This is a genomic window from Pseudooceanicola sp. NS-SX9, from assembly GCF_057380705.1.
Window position 1 is genome coordinate 2,831,256 of the sequence record NZ_CM170818.1, and the last position, 16,605, is coordinate 2,847,860.

Here is a 16,605-nt window from a genome sequence, read left to right on the forward strand (position 1 = left end):
CGGCCAGGCCGCCTCGACTCCCGAGGTATCAGGAAATTAATTTTCCTCCAAAGAAATTTCTTCGTGGGAGAAAAAGATTCCCTCCAGTGCGATCCGACCTGCATAAAAAAGCACCGTCCCGCGGCAGCGGAACGGTGCGGACGGACATCCCTGCTGAGGAGATCAGAGCTGTCCGGTCAGGAACTGGGGTTCCCCCCGTCCAAAGGACCAGTCGCTTTCCGAGGCGGTGACCAGGTTGATGATCACGTCCTCGGGGCGCTGGCCGCAGGCCTCGCCCAGACGTTCGACCACCAGCCGGTAGAAGGCCTTGCGGGCGGCCAGCGGGCGCGGCGTGGTGGTCATCTGGATGACGATCACACGCTCGGTGCGGTCCATCCCCAGCCCCACGTCCTGCAGGACCATGCGGCCGGGCTTGTGCTCGGTCACGATCTGGAAGCGGTCGCGTTCGGGCACACCGAAGGCCGCCAGCACACAGCCGTGCAGCACGTCGAGGACCTGGGCGATCTCGTCATCCGAGCGGCCCTCGACCATGTCGATGCGCAGAAGGGGCATGGTTACGCCCCGACCTTCGACAGGCCCTTGCGCATCGCCGCCATGTCGACGTCGCGCGCGACAAAGACCGCACCGGCCTCGATGGCCTGTTCGTAGACCGCGTTGTCAGTGGTCAGGATGCCGGCGGGCAGCCCCGCGGCCGTGATGCGGCGGATGGCGTCCAGGACCACCTTCGTCACCTCGGGATGCGAGGGTTCGCCCACATAGCCCAGCGAGGCCGCCAGATCCGCCGGCCCCACGAAGATCGCATCGACCCCCGGCACCGCCGCCATGCTTTCGATATTGCCGAGCGCCTCGACCGATTCCACCTGGATGATCAGGCAGATCTCTTCGCGGGCGCGCTTGTGGTAGCCCGGCACGGTGGCAAAGCGGGTCGCGCGCGTCAGCCCCGAGACACCGCGGATGCCCTCGGGCGGATAGCTGACGGCGGCCACGGCAAGGGCCGCCTGCTCGGCGTCCTGGACCATCGGCACCAGCAGGGTCTGGGCGCCCAGGTCCAGCAGCTTCTTGATCTCGGCCGCATTCAGGCACGAGGGGCGCACGATGCCCGAGACCGGATAGGGCGCGATGGCCTGCAGCAGCGACACCGCCATGCCCGCGTCGATGGGCGAATGTTCGGTGTCGAACATCATCCAGTCGAACCCGCAGGTGGCCAGCATCTCGGCCGCGAGGGGATCGCGCAGGGTGCACCAGATGCCGCGCACGACCTGGCGTTCGGCCAGCGCCGCCTTGAAGGCGTTCTTGGGAAGGTCAGCCATGATGCCCCCTTACGAGAAGCTGCAGTTGATGGCGCCGAGGGGACCGTAATCGGCAAAGATCACGTCGCCCGCGGCGATGTCGACGGGGCGCGTGAACGAGCCCCCCAGCACGATGTCGCCCTTCTTCAGGCCGTCATCCAGCGCCGCCAGCTTGTTGACCAGCCAGGCCACGCCCGCGGCCGGATGGCCCATGATCGCCGCCGACACGCCCGATTCCTCGATCGTGCCGTTCTTCGACAGGGTCGCGCTCTGCCAGCGCAGGTCGATGTCGAAGGGCCGCACGATGCGTCCGCCCAGCACGATCGCCCCGTAGGCCGCGTTGTCGGCGATGGTGTCGACGATGGCGCGCGGCACCTCGGTGCGGTAGTCGATGACCTCCAGCGCGGGGGTGACGAATTCGGTCGCCCGCAGCACGTCATGCAGCTGGCAGCCCGCGCCCTTCAGATCCTCGCCCATCACGAAGGCCAGCTCGACCTCAAGGCGCGGTTTGATGAACCGGGCCGCCGGAATGCGGGCGCCGTCCCGATACAGGCTGTCGTCCAGCATCACGCCGTAATCGGGTTCGGTCATCTTCGAGGCCATCTGCATGGCCCGGCTGGTCAGACCGATCTTGCGGCCGATGATCTTGGCGCCCCTGGCGATGCGGGCATCGGCCCAGATGCGCTGGACGGCATAGGCGTCCTCCAGCTCCATCTCGGGGTACTGCTTCGACAGCTGGACGCAGGGCGTCAGCGACGTCTCGGCGTCCAGGATCGCCTGCGCGGCGGCCTGTCTGTGTTCTTCGTTCAGCATGGTCTTTCCTTGGATTGCCGGGGAATGCCAGCCGTCGTCAGACGGCCGGGAACGTCGCCAGCGCCAGCACCACCGAGCCCGAGCCAAGAAGCAGCACGGCCGTGGTGAACAGGGTCAGGTTGGCATCGCACTGGCCCAGCACCGGCAGCATGAAGGGCGGCACGCCGTTCACTTCGTCCACCAGGTTCAGGCCCAGCTTGTGGCGCAGCGCAACGGCGGTCCAGAAGCCGCCATAGGCGCACAGCGACAGGATCGCGGGCACCCAGAGCTTCCAGCTCTCGTCGGTCGCGGTCCAGATCAGGAACAGCGACAGCAGGGCGATGTAGACATAGGACATCACCTGCCAGACGCAGTGGAACCGCGCGTGACGGGTCCAGCTTTCGTTGAACCAGTGGGTCTTGTTGGAATCGAAGGCCAGCGGAATGGCGCTGTAGCCCAGGGTCGCAATGGTCAGCAAAATCTTAGCGGTGATCAGCATGGTGTCCTCCCTTTGGTGATCCGCCTCCGGCCGCTCCTCAACGGCCGGTGTACCGCAATGCAGTACACTGTATTACAAAATGCGGAATGCAAATCGACCTGTCAAGCGCGCTTTTCAGCGGTGCGGTCCGGACAAAAATATGCGGATGGGTGGGGGGGCGCCTCAGATCGAGGCGCCGAACCGCTCCTGGACGGTGCGGCGGAACTCCAGCAGGGCGGTCTTGACCTCTTCCTCGCGGCGTTCGAATCGGAACCGGGGCATGGCGATTCCCACCCCCAGGCACATGCCCGCAACCGACGGCAGAGTGGTGGCCATCGCGCAGGCATCCTCCGAGAATTCCTCGCGATCTATGTACAGGCCGATTTCCCGGAAGGCCGCGACCTGGGCCAGCAGGCGTTCGGGGTCGGTGATGGTACGGGGGGTGTAGGCCTCCATGCCTTCGGCGGCCAGGCAGGCCAGCGCCTCGTCGCGCGGAAGCTGCGCCAGATGCGCCTTGCCGTTGGCGGTGCAATGCATCGGATGATTGCGGCCGACGTAGGAAATAACCCTGATTCCCTCGTGCGAGGCCAGCTGTTCGATCACCACGACACGGCCTGATTCCATGGTGGTCAGGTCGATATTGTCACCGATTCGGGCGTGCAGCTCTTCCATCAGGGGGCGCAGCAGGGCGCGCACGTCGATGTTCACCCGCGCCCCCAGCCGGGCCAGTTCCATCCCCAGGAAAACACCCTGGTGGCCGAAGTTCTTGGTCAGCAACCCCTCGTTGTTCAGCGCCCCCACCAGACGCTGCACCGTCGAGCGCGCCAGTCCGGTGATTTTCGCGATCTCTCCAAGGCTTGAGCCCGGATGATCGCCCACCGCCCGCAGCACTGCCACGGCCCGCGAAATGGATTGCCCGTCGCTTGCGCGGCCCTTCTCGGTCACCTGCGGTTTCCCCCTGATCTCAGTCACTTCCATGCTGTGCATCAGCTACCCCCCCGCCCCTTCGGACGCAAGCAAGCCAGAGGGGCCTGCAAAATCTGTATTGACAGCTCATCATCTGATCTGCATTTTCGGTATAGTGTATTGCTGAACGATACATCTTGAAATTGCGGCCTCTCCCCTTCGCTGTCAAACGCGGAGCGGCAGGATCCCGGGAAGGAGGACCCCGGCCCTGCAGGAGAACGGTCGGGCCGCCCAGGGAGGATCACCATGATCACCAGACGCCGTCTGTTGAAGTCTGCCGCCATGTCCGGTGTGGCCGCCGCCGCTGCCAGCCAGTTCGCCCTGCCCGCCTATGCCAAGGCGCGGCCCATCAAGATCGGCTTCGTGTCGCCGCAGACTGGGCCGCTGGCCATCTTCGGCGAACCCGATGGCTTCGTGCTGGACCAGTACCGCGCGGCGCTGAAGGACGGGCTGGACATCGGCGGCACCAAGCACCCGGTCGAATTCATCATCAAGGACAGCCAGTCGTCCTCGAACCGCGCCTCGGCCGTCGCGCAGGAGCTGATCTTCCAGGACGAGGTCGACATCATCTGCGCCTCCTCGACGCCCGACACCACCAACCCCGTCGCCGACCAGGCCGAGCTGAACGGCGTGCCCTGCGTGACCAACGACACCCCCTGGCAGGCGCATTTCTTTGGCCGCCAGGGCAACCCCAAGACCGGCTTCGATTACACCTACCACTTCTTCTGGGGCCTCGAAGACGTCATCCAGGTCTTCATGTCGCTGTGGGACGGCGTGCCCAACAACAAGGTCGTGGGGGCGCTGTGGCCCAACGACAGCGACGGCAACGGCTGGTCCGACCCAGAGCTGGGCTTTCCCGCCGACATGGCCAAGGCCGGCTACACGCTGGTCGATCCGGGCCGCTACCAGAACATGACCGACGATTTCTCGGCGCAGATCTCGGCCTTCAAGAAGGCGGGGGTCGAGGTGGTCTCGGGCGTGATGATCCCGCCCGACTTCACCACCTTCTGGACCCAGGCCGCGCAGCAGGGCTTCAACCCCAAGGTCGTCAACGTCGCCAAGGCGACCGAGATGCCGCAGGCGGTGGCCTCGCTCGGGGATCGCGCCGATGGCCTCTCGGTCGAGGTCTGGTGGCACAAGGCCTTCCCCTACAAGTCGTCCTTCAACGGCCAAAGCTGCACCGAACTGGCCGAGGCCTATGAAAAGGCCACCGGCAAGCAGTGGACCATGCCGCTGGGCGCCAAGCATTCGCTGTTCGAGGTCGTCACCGACGTCCTCAAGCGTGCCGAGGACCTGGACGATCCCGACACCATCGCGGCCGCCATCAAGGCCACGAACCTCGAAACCGTCATGGGCAAGGTCAACTTTGCCACCGGGCCGGTGCCGAACATCTCCAAGACCCCGCTTGCGGGTGGCCAGTGGCAGAAGGAGGGCGACAAGATGACCCTTCAGATCGTCACCAACAGCCATACGCCGGCGATCCCGACGACCGGAACGCTCAAGCCCATCGCCTGATCACCGCCACATGGCGTGCCGGGGCGGATGCCCCTGCCCCGGCCCCCCGGGAGGAGACCCCATGCAACCACTGCTCAGCCTGAACGGCGTGTCGAAAAGCTTCGGCGCCCTCAAGGTGTCGGACGACATCACCTTCGACCTGGCGCCGGGAGAGGCGCTTGGCATCATCGGCCCGAACGGCGCCGGGAAATCGACGCTGTTCAACCTGATCGGCGGCGGGCTGAAACCCTCGGCGGGGACGGTGACCTTCGACGGCCAGGACGTGACGCCGCGGCCCGCCTCGGAACGCTGCCGCGCCGGCATCGCCCGCAGTTTCCAGATCCCGCATCCCTTCGTCGGCATGACGGTGTTCGAGAACCTGCTGACCGCCGCGTCCTTCGGCAACGCGGGCTTTGACGACAAGCGCGACGCCTGCCGCGACATCCTTAAGCGCACGGGGCTTCTGCCCAAGGCCAACAAGCCCGCCGGGTCGCTGACCCTGCTGGAACGCAAGCGGCTGGAGCTGTCGCGGGCGCTGGCCACCGGCCCCCGCCTGCTGCTGCTGGACGAGATCGCCGGCGGCCTGACCGAGGCCGAGTGCCACGAGCTGGTCGAGACGATCCAGGGGATCCATGCCGCGGGCACCTCGATCATCTGGATCGAGCATATCGTGCACGCACTGCTGGCGGTGGTGTCGCGGCTGATCGTGATCGACTTCGGCAAGATCGTCGCCCAGGGCGAGCCCCGCGCCGTCATGGCAGATCCCATGGTCCAGGAGATCTACATGGGCCTCTCGGTCGAGGAACAGGCCGCCTGAACACCCATGGCCGGCCAGGAGGAGGCCGTCCCAAACCCGCAGGGAGGAGGCATCATGCCGATCTTGCAGACCCGTGGGCTGACCGCCCATTACGGGGATTTCCAGGCGCTGTTCGGCGTCGACATGACCATGAACGAAGGCGAGACGGTCGCCATCATCGGGGCCAACGGCGCCGGCAAGTCGACCTTCCTGCGCGCCCTGACCGGGCTGCGCCCGACCCCCGGCCAGACCATCGAATTCGCCGGGCAGAACATCGCCGGATGGTCGCCCGAACGCATCCACAAGGCGGGGCTGGCCATGGTGCCGGAAGGCCGCCGCCTGTTCCCCTCGCTCTCGGTCGAGGAAAACCTGCTGATCGGGGCATCCGGCGGGCGCAAGGGGCCGTGGAGCCTGCAGAAGGTCTATGACCTGTTCCCCGATCTGCTGGCCAAGAAGAAGAACCCCGGCACCGCGCTGTCGGGGGGCCAGCAGCAGATGGTGGCGATCGGCCGGGCGCTGATGTCGAACCCCGCGCTGCTTCTGTGCGACGAGATCAGCCTGGGGCTCGCGCCCAAGATCATCAAGCACATCTACGAGGCCGTGCCGCTGATCCGCGATCAGGGCACCGCCATCCTGGTGGTCGAACAGGATGTCAGCAAGGCAATGGCCGTCTCGGACCGTCTGTACTGTTTCATGGAGGGTCGCGTGACCCTTGAAGGCACACCGCAAAGCCTGACCCGGGCGCAGATCGCGGAAGCCTATTTCGGCATGGGGGAGGCCGCCTGATGGACTGGATCAACGCACTGATGCAGGGCATCCTGCTGGGCGGGCTTTACGCGCTGTTCGCGGCCGGGCTCAGCCTGATGTTCGGGGTGATGCGCTTTGTCAACATCGCCCATGGCGACTTCATCGTGGTGGGCGCCTATGCCATCCTGTTCTTTGTCGTCAGCTGGGGCCTGCCGCCGCTGGTGGGCGTCGTTCTGGTGATCCTGCTGATGGCCTGCGCGGGCTATCTGAACCAGCGCTTCCTGCTGAACCGGGTGCTGGGCAAGGACATCCTGCCGCCGATCCTGGTGACCTTCGGCATGTCGATCATCATCCAGAACGCCCTGCTGGAGATGTTCTCGGCCGACAGCCAGAAGCTGCAGACCGGCTGGCTCGAGACGACGTCGCTGCCGCTGGGTCAGGAACTGGCGATCGGGCTGCTGCCGCTGGCGATGTTCGGCACGGCCGTGGCGGTGATCGCGGTGCTGCAATGGGTGTTCTACAACACCTCGCTGGGGCGGATGCTGCGCGCCACCTCCGACGACCCCGAGATGGTGCCCCTGATGGGCGGCAACCGCGCCCATACCTTTGCCATCGCCACGGCGCTGGCCTCGCTGGTGGTGGGGATCGCCGGGATCTGGCTGGCGATGAAGACCAACTTCGATCCCTCTGCCGGTCCCTCGCGGCTGCTCTTTGCCTTCGAGGCGGTGATCATCGGCGGTCTTGGCAACCTGTGGGGCACGCTTCTGGGCGGCATCATCCTGGGCGTCGCCCAGACCATGGGCGCCCAGATCGACGCGGGCTACCAGATCCTGGCCGGGCACCTGGCCTTCCTGCTGATCCTCATCTTCCGGCCTACGGGCCTCATGCCGAAAGTGAGCCACTGACATGTCCGACACGACGCTGCACAAAACCGATCCGATGCCGCTGGGGCGATATGCCGTGTCCCTGCTGATCCTGCTGGTGGTGGCGGGGCTGGCACTGGCCCCCTGGTGGGCCGGCCGCGCCGACCTGCGCCTGCTGATGGAGGCGCTCAGCTATCTGGCGCTGGCGCAGATGTGGAACTTGCTGGCGGGCTATACCGGGCTGGTTTCAGTGGGTCAGCAGGCCTTCGTGGGTCTGGGCGGCTATATCTTCTTTGCGCTGGCGATCTTTACCGGGCTGCCGGTCTGGGCCGCGATGGTGGGGGCTGCGGTGATGACCGGACTGATCGCCCTGCCCACCGGCTGGATCGCCTTTCGCCTGAACGGCGCCTATTTCGCCATCGGCACCTGGGTCATCGCCGAGGTCTTCCGCCTGGTTGCCGCCCAGGTCGGCGCGCTTGGCGGCGGCTCGGGGATCTCTCTGCCGGTGTCGGTGGCGCGCTCGCTGGCTGAAAGCCGCGAAGGCCGCGAGATGGTGATGTACTACATCGCCTTCGCCATCGCGGTGGGATCGGTGCTGTTCGTCTGGGGGCTGCTGCGGTCCCGCTGGGGCCTGGCGCTGACCGCCATCCGCGACAGCGAAACCGCCGCCGAGACGCTGGGCGTCAACACCCGCCGGGTCAAGTTCCTGATCTACATCGCCACCGCCGCCATCACCGCCCTGGCCGGATCCTTCGTCTTCCTGCAAAAGCTGCGGATCACCCCCGACGCGGCCTTCAGCCTGAACGACTGGACCGCCTTCGTGATCTTCATCGTGGTCATCGGCGGCATCGGCACAATCGAAGGGCCGATCCTGGGCACCATCGTCTTCTTTGCCCTGCGCCAGGTCGCGGCCGACTGGGGCGCCTGGTACCTGATGCTGATGGGGGCGCTGGCGATCGCGGTCATGCTGATCGACAAGCGTGGCCTGTGGGGCGCGGCCAAGGCCCGCTTCGGCTGGACGATCTTCCCCGTGTCTCGCCGACTGGACTGATCGCCCTGCTCTGCGGGTCCCTCGATGCCACACCGCGGCACCCCGAGATGGCGCCCGAGTTCGCGTGACCATACGCTCTTGCCGATCCCCGGCGGGCCGTCGAGCAGCACGGGCGGCAGACAGAATCCGGGCTCCCCCACCCGCACCGAACGGCGCATCGCTTTCCAGAGGAAGTCAGTGGCGGCCGCCATCCAGGGCATCTCGGCATGAATGGCCGCGGCGATCTCATCAGCGCGGTGTTCGCTGCCAATGCCGACCAGATCGGCCCCGCCGCGGAACACCTCGAGCGCGCGCCGGTCATCCGCGCTGAGATGGCTGAGCCCGGAAGCCTTGGCACGCGCGCCCATTACCCGGCGCGCACGGCGCAGCACCTTGTTGCGGTCCTTTTCCGAGAGCGGCACGGCGATGAGGTCCTCGTTCCAGCGCAACTCATCCTCAAAGTCTCCCGGAACCTTTGGGGACACCCCGTCATGAAGGGCACGGAGCTTGCGCAGATGCCACTCGAAGCGGCGCTTTAGGGCGAACTCGTTCTCGTCGGCATCGGCGAAGCGGTCATCGATGAACTTGATCTTCGTCATAGAGGTCCTTTCAGGCGCATGGCGCCATGCCCTCGGGCAGACGCTCTACACGAGGGGGAAGTTGGAAAGAACCCGGCCGGATTGGCCCTGAGGGATGCCGAAAGCGCCGCTAGCCGTCAACGGCGCCCACCAGGACGGAACACTGCCACGGCGCATCAAAGGCCGCAAATCCGCCAGTCTCGCAAGCCATTGATATAAAAAGAAACCACCGGCTGCAGCGCAGCCGATGGTCATTAATCCTGTGCCGGAATGGACAAATTACCCCGGAAATGGACAAGTTTTAGTGGGGCCTACATCTATCGCGCACCATCCTCAGCCGCATTTCGAGTGGCCGCAGGAGGTGCAGGTCATGCAGCCCTCGACCATCTGCAGAGAGAACTGGCCGCAGCTCGGGCAGGCCTTGCCGCGGTTCTGGCCGACGCTGCTGCCGCCTTCCAGGCCCACGACCTGCGCGGCTGGGTCTTCCTTCAGGCCCAGCCCCTCGCTTTCCATGAAGCCGGTCTCGACCAGGTGACGCTCGATCACGCCGCCGATCGCCGCCAGGATCGAGGGGATGTACTTGCCCTTGATCCAGGCGCCGCCGCGCGGATCGAAGACCGCCTTCAGCTCTTCCACCACGAAGGAGACGTCGCCGCCACGGCGGAACACGGCCGAGATCATCCGCGTCAGCGCGACGGTCCAGGCGTAATGCTCCATGTTCTTCGAGTTGATGAAGACCTCGAAGGGGCGACGGTGGCCGCCGATCACGATGTCATTGATCGTGATGTAGATCGCGTGCTCGCTGTCGGGCCATTTCAGCTTGTAGGTGTTGCCCTCCAGCGCCTGCGGACGGTCCAGCGGATCGGCCATGTAGACGACCTCGCCACCCTCGGCGGGCATGGCGGGCTTTTCCTCTTCCTTCTTGGTCTCGACCGACAGGACCGAACCGGTGATGTCGTTCGGGCGGTAGGTGGTGCAGCCCTTGCAGCCCGTTTCATAGGCCTGCATGTAGACATCCTTGAAGGACTCGAAGTCGATGTCCTCGGGGCAGTTGATGGTCTTCGAGATGCTCGAGTCGATCCATTTCTGCGCCGCCGCCTGCATCTTGACGTGATCGAGCGGTGCCAGCGTCTGGGCGTTGACGAAATAGTCCGGCAGCGCCGCGTCGCCCTTCAGATCCTTCCACAGCTTCACCGCGTAATCGACGACCTTCTCTTCGGTGCGCGATCCGTCCTTCTGAAGCACCTTGCGGGTGTATTCATAGGCGAAGACGGGCTCGATCCCCGACGAGACGTTGCCGGCGTAAAGCGAGATCGTGCCGGTCGGCGCGATCGAGGTCAGCAGGGCGTTGCGGATGCCGTGCTCGGCCACTGCCTGGCGCACATCCTCGTCCATCATCTGCATGGTGCCGGAGGCCAGGTAGGCGTCCTTGTCAAACAGCGGGAAGGCACCCTTCTCCTTCGCCAGATCGACGGAGGCCAGGTAGGAAGCCCGGGCGATGGCGCGCAGCCATTCCTCGGTCTTCGCAGCAGCTTCATCCGAGCCGTAGCGCAGGCCGACCATCAGCAGCGCGTCGGCCAGACCGGTGACGCCCAGACCGATGCGGCGCTTGGCCTCGGCCTCGCGCGCCTGGGCCTCCAGCGGGAAGTTCGAGGCATCGACGGTGTTGTCCATCATGCGCACGGCCATGCGGACCAGCTCGTCCAGGGCCTTCACGTCCAGCGTCGCGCCCTTGGTGAAGGGCTTGGCGACCAGACGCGCCAGGTTGATCGAGCCCAGCAGGCAGGCGCCATAGGGCGGCAGGGGCTGCTCGCCGCAGGGGTTGGTCGCCGCGATGGTCTCGCAGTAGTTCAGGTTGTTGGCCTTGTTGATGCGGTCGATGAAGATCACGCCCGGCTCGGCGTAATCATAGGTCGCCTGCATGATCTTGTTCCACAGGTCGCGCGCCTGCACGGTGTGGTAGACCTTGCCGTCGAACACCAGATCCCACGAGGCATCTGCCTTGACCGCTTCCATGAACGGGTCGGTGACGAGGACGGACATGTTGAACATCCGCAGGCGGGCGGGATCGCGCTTGGCCTCGATGAACTGCTCCACATCCGGGTGGTCGCAGCGCATGGTGGCCATCATCGCACCGCGGCGCGAGCCTGCCGACATGATCGTGCGGCACATCGCGTCCCAGACATCCATGAACGACAGCGGGCCCGAGGCATCCGCCGCCACGCCCTTCACATCGGCGCCCCGCGGCCGGATGGTGCTGAAGTCATAGCCGATGCCGCCGCCCTGCTGCATGGTCAGCGCGGCCTCTTTCAGCATGTCGAAGATGCCCGACATGGAATCCGGCACGGTGCCCATGACGAAGCAGTTGAACAGGGTCACGCGGCGCGCGGTGCCGGCGCCTGCGGTGATCCGGCCGGCGGGCAGGAACTTGAAATCCTCCAGCGCACCGTAGAATTTCTTTTCCCAGGTGGCGGGATCCTGCTCGACCGCGGCCAGGGCACGGGCAATGCGCCGCCAGCTGTCCTCGACCGTGCGATCGATCGGCGTTCCGTCTGCCTCCTTGAGACGATATTTCATGTCCCAAACCTGTTCGGCGATGGGGGCAGCAAAGCGGGTCATGGCAGATTCCCTGAACGTGAAGTGACTGGTAGAGCGTGATTTTCAACAGCCGGCCGGGTTGCAGATGCCCCGGTTCGGACTATCTGATTATCGCAAGATATAGCGCCCCACAAGACTACATATACCGCCTCTAGTGCATTTACCCCCTTGCCAGATTGATGTAATCGACGTCTCATGCCCATGATCCACCTCGTCAAACTCAGCGTCGGAACCGAAAGCGTCGAGGACCTCGCCGCCTGGCAATCTTCGCCCCTGGCGCAAACGGCGGACGGGCTGCCCTGCCATGTCACCCGCATGTGGCCGAAGAAGGAACAGGAGCTTCTGTCGGGCGGATCGATCTACTGGGTGATCAAGGGACAGATCCAGGCCCGCCAGCGCGTCCTGCGCCTGGACGAGGTCGACGCCGGCGACGGCGTGCGCCGCTGCGCCGTAGTGCTGGACCCGCAGTTGGTGCGCACCACCCCGGCGCAAAAGCGTCCCTTCCAGGGCTGGCGCTACCTTTCGCCCGCCGATGCGCCGCGCGATCTGGGCACCCGCCGCGCCAAGGATGACGACCTGCCGCCCGAACTTTCCGCGGAACTGGCCCGCATCGGCGTCCTCTGACGCCGCACCGCGTCACGCCGATTGACGCAGGGGCAACACCAATGCTGCACTGGGGCCGCAACACCGCAGGGAGCCCCGCCGATGTATCCCCTCTCGACCATCTTCGCCTTCTGGAAGGCACCCTTCTCGGGTGACGTGACGCAGAACATCGAACCGCGCCTCTTCTCGAACGACATCGCCGGCGACCCCGAGACCGAAAGCTACATCCACACCAACGTCGCCAGCTACGGCACCCAGCTCGACCGGATCATGGGGGCCCTGCTGGAACTCGCGCCCCAACAAAAGCAGGCAGGCTCTGACCTGCAGAAGCTTCAGGAGCTGTCGGACAACATCCAGGCCGCCAAGAAGGACCTGCACCTGGCCGCCGCCACCCAGGCCCTCGACCGCCTGAAGGCCGCCGACCCCGAAGGCTATGCCAGCATCCTGCGCGACCGCCAGCCGTCCTGAGCGCCGCGTTCCCCGTCATCTGACCCCAAATACTCCCGCCGGAGGCCCCCGCCCGCCACGAAAAAGCCGCCCGGGATCCCCGCGCGGCTTTGCCTCATGACCGCTCCCGCAGCCCCTGTCGCACCTGGCCGCCTCAGTCGATGCCCAAGCGTTCCTCAAGCTCGGCCAGGGTGCGGCGGTCCTGATCGCTCATCGGCGCGCGGCGGGCGCGGAACAGCGTGGCCTGGCTCTTCAGCATCAGCCCGTCCGACAGGATCTTCAGGTGGTTCGCCCTCAGCGTCTCGCCGGTCGAGGTGATGTCGGCCACCGCCTCCGCGGTCTCGTTCTTCACCGTGCCCTCGGTCGCGCCCTGGCTGTCGACCAGCTGGTAATCCGCCACGCCCCGCTCGCGCAGGAAATCCCGCACCAAGCGGTGATACTTCGTCGCGATCCGCAGCCGGAAGCCGTGGCGCGCCCGGAAGGCCGCCGCCACCGCATCCAGATCATCCATCGTCTCGACATCGACCCAGAACTGCGGCACCGCGATGATCAGGTCGGCATGGCCAAAGCCCAGCTCGGCCAGCTCCTCGACCCGCTGATCCCAGTGGCCCAGCTTCTCGCGCACCAGATCGGTGCCGGTGACGCCCAGGTGGATGCGGCCCGCGTTCAGCTCGCGCGGGATTTCACCGGCGCTCAGCAGCACCAGCTCGACCCCCTCGATGCCCTCGACCTTGCCGGAATATTCCCGGTCCGATCCGGCGCGGCTCAGGCCGATGCCATGGGCCCCGAACCAGTCGAAGGTCTTCTCCATCAGCCGTCCCTTGGACGGCACGCCCAGCTTCAGGGTCATGCCCGGCCTCCCAGTTCGACGACCATGCCGGGGCGGATGATGCCGCCGACGGCCGGAATGCCCTCGGGCCGGCCCAGCCTGCGCCCGACCTCGCGCGTCAGCGCATCATAGCGCCCGCCCGAGGCCACCGCCGGCAGGTCCGGACGCCCCTCGACCACGAAGCCGAAGACGAAACCGTCGTAATATTCCATGTGGGTGCGCCCGTAGGCCGCTTCGAATTCCAGCGCCTCGACATCGATGCCCTGCGCCGCCATGGCCTGCATCCGCCGCCCCAGCCGTTCCACGGCCGGACCGATGGCGGGCATGTCCACGGCGATGTCGCGCAGATGCTCCAGCGCATGGGGCAGCGTCTCGCGCACCGACAAAAGCGCCTCCAGCAGCTCGACCTCATGGGCGGCGATGGGCGGCAGGGCGGCATCGGCGCGCAGCGCCTCGATCCGGGCCACCACGTCGGTCAGGCTGCGCAAGCCGATCTCGGGGCCCGCGCCCTCCAGCGGATCGCGCGAGGCCAGCAGCGCCTTGCGCCCCGCCGGCACCGGCACCCGCCCCGAATAGCGATCCAGCAGCGCCTTGAACCGCATCGGACGCCACAGGTGCCGCCGCAGCGCCGCCTTGCGCGCACCAGAGGTGTTCAGCCCCTCGACTGCGGCCATCAGGATGCCGATGTCGCCCATCATGGCCTTCAGCCCCAGCGGCGCGACGGCGGCACGGATGCGGGCAAAGACCTCGGCATCAGCGGCCGCCGGATCCGAGCCATCGAAGATCTCGAAGCCCACCTGGACATATTCGTTGGCCCGCGCCTCGTCCTCTTCCTGGCGGCGGAAGACCTCGCCGGAATAGGTGTAGCGGGCGGGTTCGGCGCCCTGCTTCATGTGCTGTTCGACCACCGGCACGGTAAAGTCGGGGCGCAGCATCTGCTCGCCCCGCAGCGTGTCCGAGGTCGTATAGGCGCGCGCCCGCAGGTCCTCGCCGTAAAGATCCAGCAGATCGCCCGCCGACACCAGGATCGGCGCCTCGACCGGCACCGCCCCCGCGGCCTCGAATTCCGCGCGCAGGGCGGCGGCACAGGCCAGGACCTGCGCCTTCTCAGGGCTGAGCCATGCCATCAGGAGTGCTCCGCCAGGATCTCGCGGATCTTCGCGACCAGATCGGCGCGCGGGATCTCGAACTGAGAGGGGCGTTCCTTCCATTCCTCCAGCGTCGCCTCCTGGGCGATCTTCGCCCCCAGGATCAGGTCCTTGACCTGCACGACACCGCGGGCCTTCTCGTCGGCGCCCTCGATCACGGCAACGGGGCTTTCGCGCTTGTCCGCATATTTCAGCTGGTTGCCAAAGTTCTTGGGGTTGCCCAGATAGACCTCGGCGCGGATGCCCGCGTTGCGCAACTCGGCGACGATGGTCTGGTAATCAGCCATCCGGTCCTTGTCCATCACGGTCACCACCACCGGGCCCTGCACGCGGCCGCCCATGCGGCCCTTCTCGCGCAGCGCCGCCAGCAGCCGGTCCACCCCGATCGAGACGCCCGTCGCCGGCACGCTCTGCCCGGTGAAGCGTTTCACCAGGTCGTCATAGCGCCCGCCGCCCGAGACCGACCCGAACTGCCGCTTGCGGCCCTTGTCGTCGAAGATTTCAAAGGTCAGCTCGGCCTCGAACACCGGCCCGGTGTAATAGCCCAGCCCCCGCACGACGCTGGGGTCGATCTGCACCCGGTCGGCGCCATAGCCCTGCGCATCCATCAGGCTGGCCATCATCTCCAGCTCGTCGACGCCCTCGGCGCCCACGGCCGATCCGCCGATGGCCGCCCGCAGGTTCGCCAGCGTCGCGCCCGCATTGGCACCTTTCGAGGTCAGGAAGGCGATCACCGGCTCGGCCTGCGCCGCCGCCAGCCCCACGCCGTCGATATAGGCCCCCGAGGCATCAAGACGGCCCTTGCCCAACAGCTCGCGCACGCCGGTCTCGCCCACCTTGTCGAACTTGTCGATGGTGCGCAGCACGTCGGCCTGCTGGCCTTCGTCTGACACGCCCATCGCCTCCAGCACGCCGTTCAGCACCTTGCGGTTGTTGATGCGCACCATGTAGTCGCCGCGCGGGATCCCCACGGTTTCCAGGCAGTCCGACAGCATCGCGCAGATCTCGGCGTCGGCGGCCACCGAAGGTGCCCCCACCGTATCGGCATCGCATTGATAGAACTGGCGGAACCGCCCGGGCCCGGGCTTTTCGTTGCGCCAGACCGGCCCCATCGCATAGCGGCGATAGGGGGTCGGCAGGCTGTCGCGGTGCTGCGCATAGACGCGCGCCAGCGGCGCCGTCAGGTCATAGCGCAGCGCCAGCCAGTCGCCGCGCTTGTCCTCGGCAGTGTCCTTCTCGTCGACCTCCTGCCAGGCGAAGACGCCCTCGTTCGGCCGGTCCACGTCGGGCAGGAACTTGCCCAGGGCCTCGACCGTCTCGACGGCGGAACTTTCCAGGGCGTCAAAGCCGTAACGATGGTAGACATGGGCGATCTTGCCCAGCATCTCCGTCCGTTCCGTCACCTCGGCGCCGAAGTAATCCCGGAAGCCCTTCGGGGTCTCCGCCTTCGGGCGCGGCGTCTTCTTCACCTTGGCCATCTTGTTTTCCTGCGTTCTGGATCGCGTGGGCGGCATAGCCCAGACTGCCTGAGGGGGCAAGCAAAGCCCGCATCTCCCCCGCAACAGGTTCTTTCATCTGACCACAAATACTCCCGCCGGAGGCCGGGCCGCAGGCCCGTTTCCGTTGCCATCCCGCGTTTCCCTTGCCAGACCGCGCCCCCTGCGCTACCGCCCCCGCAAAGGAGCCCGCCCATGTCCGACACCCGCCTGGAAGAACAGATCGCCCATCTGACCCGCACGCTCGAGGATCTTTCCGACACCGTCGCCCGCCAGTCGACCGAGATCGCCCTGCTGACCCGCCGTGTCCAGCTGCTGCTGGAACGCGAGGCCCGCCGCGAAGTCGATGCCGGAGGCACCATCTTCATGGGCGACGAAAAGCCACCGCATTACTGACGGGCCCGCAGGCCCGACGGCCACCCGCGCCCGGGCGGCCCTGCCAAAGACCCGG

The 16,605-nt window shown here is 66.3% G+C and carries 18 protein-coding genes; 9 read left to right on the forward strand and 9 right to left on the reverse strand.

Annotated features, from left to right (window positions below; genetic code table 11):
* Window positions 1-162: 162 nt before the first annotated feature.
* The 5 genes from AC2ITM_RS13405 to AC2ITM_RS13425 form a co-directional block, all read right to left on the reverse strand.
* Window positions 163-552, reverse strand: a complete 390-nt coding sequence (locus tag AC2ITM_RS13405) for a tautomerase family protein (RefSeq protein ID WP_486467133.1) — start codon at window positions 550-552, stop codon at window positions 163-165.
* A gap of 2 nt (window positions 553-554) precedes the next feature.
* On the reverse strand, window positions 555-1,310 hold the full coding sequence (locus AC2ITM_RS13410; RefSeq protein WP_486467134.1) for an HpcH/HpaI aldolase family protein: 756 nt from the start codon (window positions 1,308-1,310) through the stop codon (window positions 555-557).
* A gap of 9 nt (window positions 1,311-1,319) precedes the next feature.
* Window positions 1,320-2,102 carry a 2-oxo-hept-4-ene-1,7-dioate hydratase gene (gene hpaH, locus AC2ITM_RS13415; protein ID WP_486467135.1) on the reverse strand — a complete coding sequence of 261 codons (783 nt, stop codon included), beginning with the start codon at window positions 2,100-2,102 and terminating at the stop codon, window positions 1,320-1,322.
* A gap of 37 nt (window positions 2,103-2,139) precedes the next feature.
* The gene (locus AC2ITM_RS13420) at window positions 2,140-2,580 is read right to left on the reverse strand and encodes a hypothetical protein (protein ID WP_486467136.1); all 441 of its coding nucleotides are present in this window, start codon (window positions 2,578-2,580) and stop codon (window positions 2,140-2,142) included.
* 162 nt (window positions 2,581-2,742) lie between these two features.
* Complete coding sequence (locus tag AC2ITM_RS13425; RefSeq protein ID WP_486467137.1) at window positions 2,743-3,504, reverse strand: IclR family transcriptional regulator; 762 nt, start codon at window positions 3,502-3,504, stop codon at window positions 2,743-2,745.
* 267 nt (window positions 3,505-3,771) lie between these two features.
* Here AC2ITM_RS13425 and AC2ITM_RS13430 point away from each other — a divergent pair, with 267 nt between their 5' ends.
* From AC2ITM_RS13430 to AC2ITM_RS13455, 6 genes are all read left to right on the forward strand, one after another.
* The gene (locus AC2ITM_RS13430) at window positions 3,772-5,040 is read left to right on the forward strand and encodes an ABC transporter substrate-binding protein (protein WP_486467138.1); all 1,269 of its coding nucleotides are present in this window, start codon (window positions 3,772-3,774) and stop codon (window positions 5,038-5,040) included.
* Window positions 5,041-5,101: 61 nt separating this feature from the next.
* Window positions 5,102-5,836, forward strand: coding sequence for an ABC transporter ATP-binding protein (locus AC2ITM_RS13435; protein WP_486467139.1), 735 nt, complete (start codon window positions 5,102-5,104; stop codon window positions 5,834-5,836).
* Between the two features lie 54 nt (window positions 5,837-5,890).
* Window positions 5,891-6,601 (forward strand): ABC transporter ATP-binding protein, encoded by a 711-nt coding sequence (locus AC2ITM_RS13440; protein ID WP_486467140.1) that lies wholly within the window; start codon window positions 5,891-5,893, stop codon window positions 6,599-6,601.
* Complete coding sequence (locus AC2ITM_RS13445; RefSeq protein ID WP_486467141.1) at window positions 6,601-7,467, forward strand: branched-chain amino acid ABC transporter permease; 867 nt, start codon at window positions 6,601-6,603, stop codon at window positions 7,465-7,467. Before AC2ITM_RS13440 ends, AC2ITM_RS13445 begins: the two co-directional genes overlap by 1 nt.
* 1 nt (window position 7,468) lies before the next feature.
* Window positions 7,469-8,476: a branched-chain amino acid ABC transporter permease gene (locus AC2ITM_RS13450; RefSeq protein WP_486467142.1), complete on the forward strand. Its 1,008-nt coding sequence runs from the start codon at window positions 7,469-7,471 to the stop codon at window positions 8,474-8,476.
* 206 nt (window positions 8,477-8,682) lie between these two features.
* Complete coding sequence (locus tag AC2ITM_RS13455) at window positions 8,683-8,994, forward strand: hypothetical protein (protein WP_486467143.1); 312 nt, start codon at window positions 8,683-8,685, stop codon at window positions 8,992-8,994.
* A 372-nt stretch (window positions 8,995-9,366) separates the two neighbouring features.
* Here the strand turns inward: AC2ITM_RS13455 and AC2ITM_RS13460 are convergent, their stop codons facing one another.
* On the reverse strand, window positions 9,367-11,652 hold the full coding sequence (locus AC2ITM_RS13460; RefSeq protein ID WP_486467144.1) for an adenosylcobalamin-dependent ribonucleoside-diphosphate reductase: 2,286 nt from the start codon (window positions 11,650-11,652) through the stop codon (window positions 9,367-9,369).
* A gap of 174 nt (window positions 11,653-11,826) precedes the next feature.
* On the opposite strand from AC2ITM_RS13460, the gene AC2ITM_RS13465 reads away from it, so the two are divergent.
* Window positions 11,827-12,255: a DUF1489 family protein gene (locus AC2ITM_RS13465; protein WP_486467145.1), complete on the forward strand. Its 429-nt coding sequence runs from the start codon at window positions 11,827-11,829 to the stop codon at window positions 12,253-12,255.
* 81 nt (window positions 12,256-12,336) lie between these two features.
* Window positions 12,337-12,702 (forward strand): hypothetical protein, encoded by a 366-nt coding sequence (locus tag AC2ITM_RS13470; RefSeq protein ID WP_486467146.1) that lies wholly within the window; start codon window positions 12,337-12,339, stop codon window positions 12,700-12,702.
* A gap of 133 nt (window positions 12,703-12,835) precedes the next feature.
* On the opposite strand, the gene hisG is transcribed toward AC2ITM_RS13470, so the two are convergent.
* From hisG to hisS, 3 genes are read right to left on the reverse strand one after another with little or no spacing between them, the layout of a single operon-like run.
* Window positions 12,836-13,531: an ATP phosphoribosyltransferase gene (gene hisG / locus AC2ITM_RS13475; RefSeq protein ID WP_486467147.1), complete on the reverse strand. Its 696-nt coding sequence runs from the start codon at window positions 13,529-13,531 to the stop codon at window positions 12,836-12,838.
* Window positions 13,528-14,637 (reverse strand): ATP phosphoribosyltransferase regulatory subunit, encoded by a 1,110-nt coding sequence (locus AC2ITM_RS13480; protein WP_486467148.1) that lies wholly within the window; start codon window positions 14,635-14,637, stop codon window positions 13,528-13,530. The genes hisG and AC2ITM_RS13480 overlap by 4 nt, the downstream gene beginning before the upstream one ends.
* The gene (gene hisS, locus AC2ITM_RS13485) at window positions 14,637-16,136 is read right to left on the reverse strand and encodes a histidine--tRNA ligase (RefSeq protein ID WP_486467149.1); all 1,500 of its coding nucleotides are present in this window, start codon (window positions 16,134-16,136) and stop codon (window positions 14,637-14,639) included. The genes AC2ITM_RS13480 and hisS overlap by 1 nt, the downstream gene beginning before the upstream one ends.
* A gap of 213 nt (window positions 16,137-16,349) precedes the next feature.
* Between hisS and AC2ITM_RS13490 the strand changes: the two genes are divergently transcribed.
* Entirely contained in the window at window positions 16,350-16,550 is a 201-nt protein-coding gene (locus tag AC2ITM_RS13490; RefSeq protein ID WP_486467150.1) for a SlyX family protein, read from the forward strand.
* Window positions 16,551-16,605: the final 55 nt, after the last annotated feature.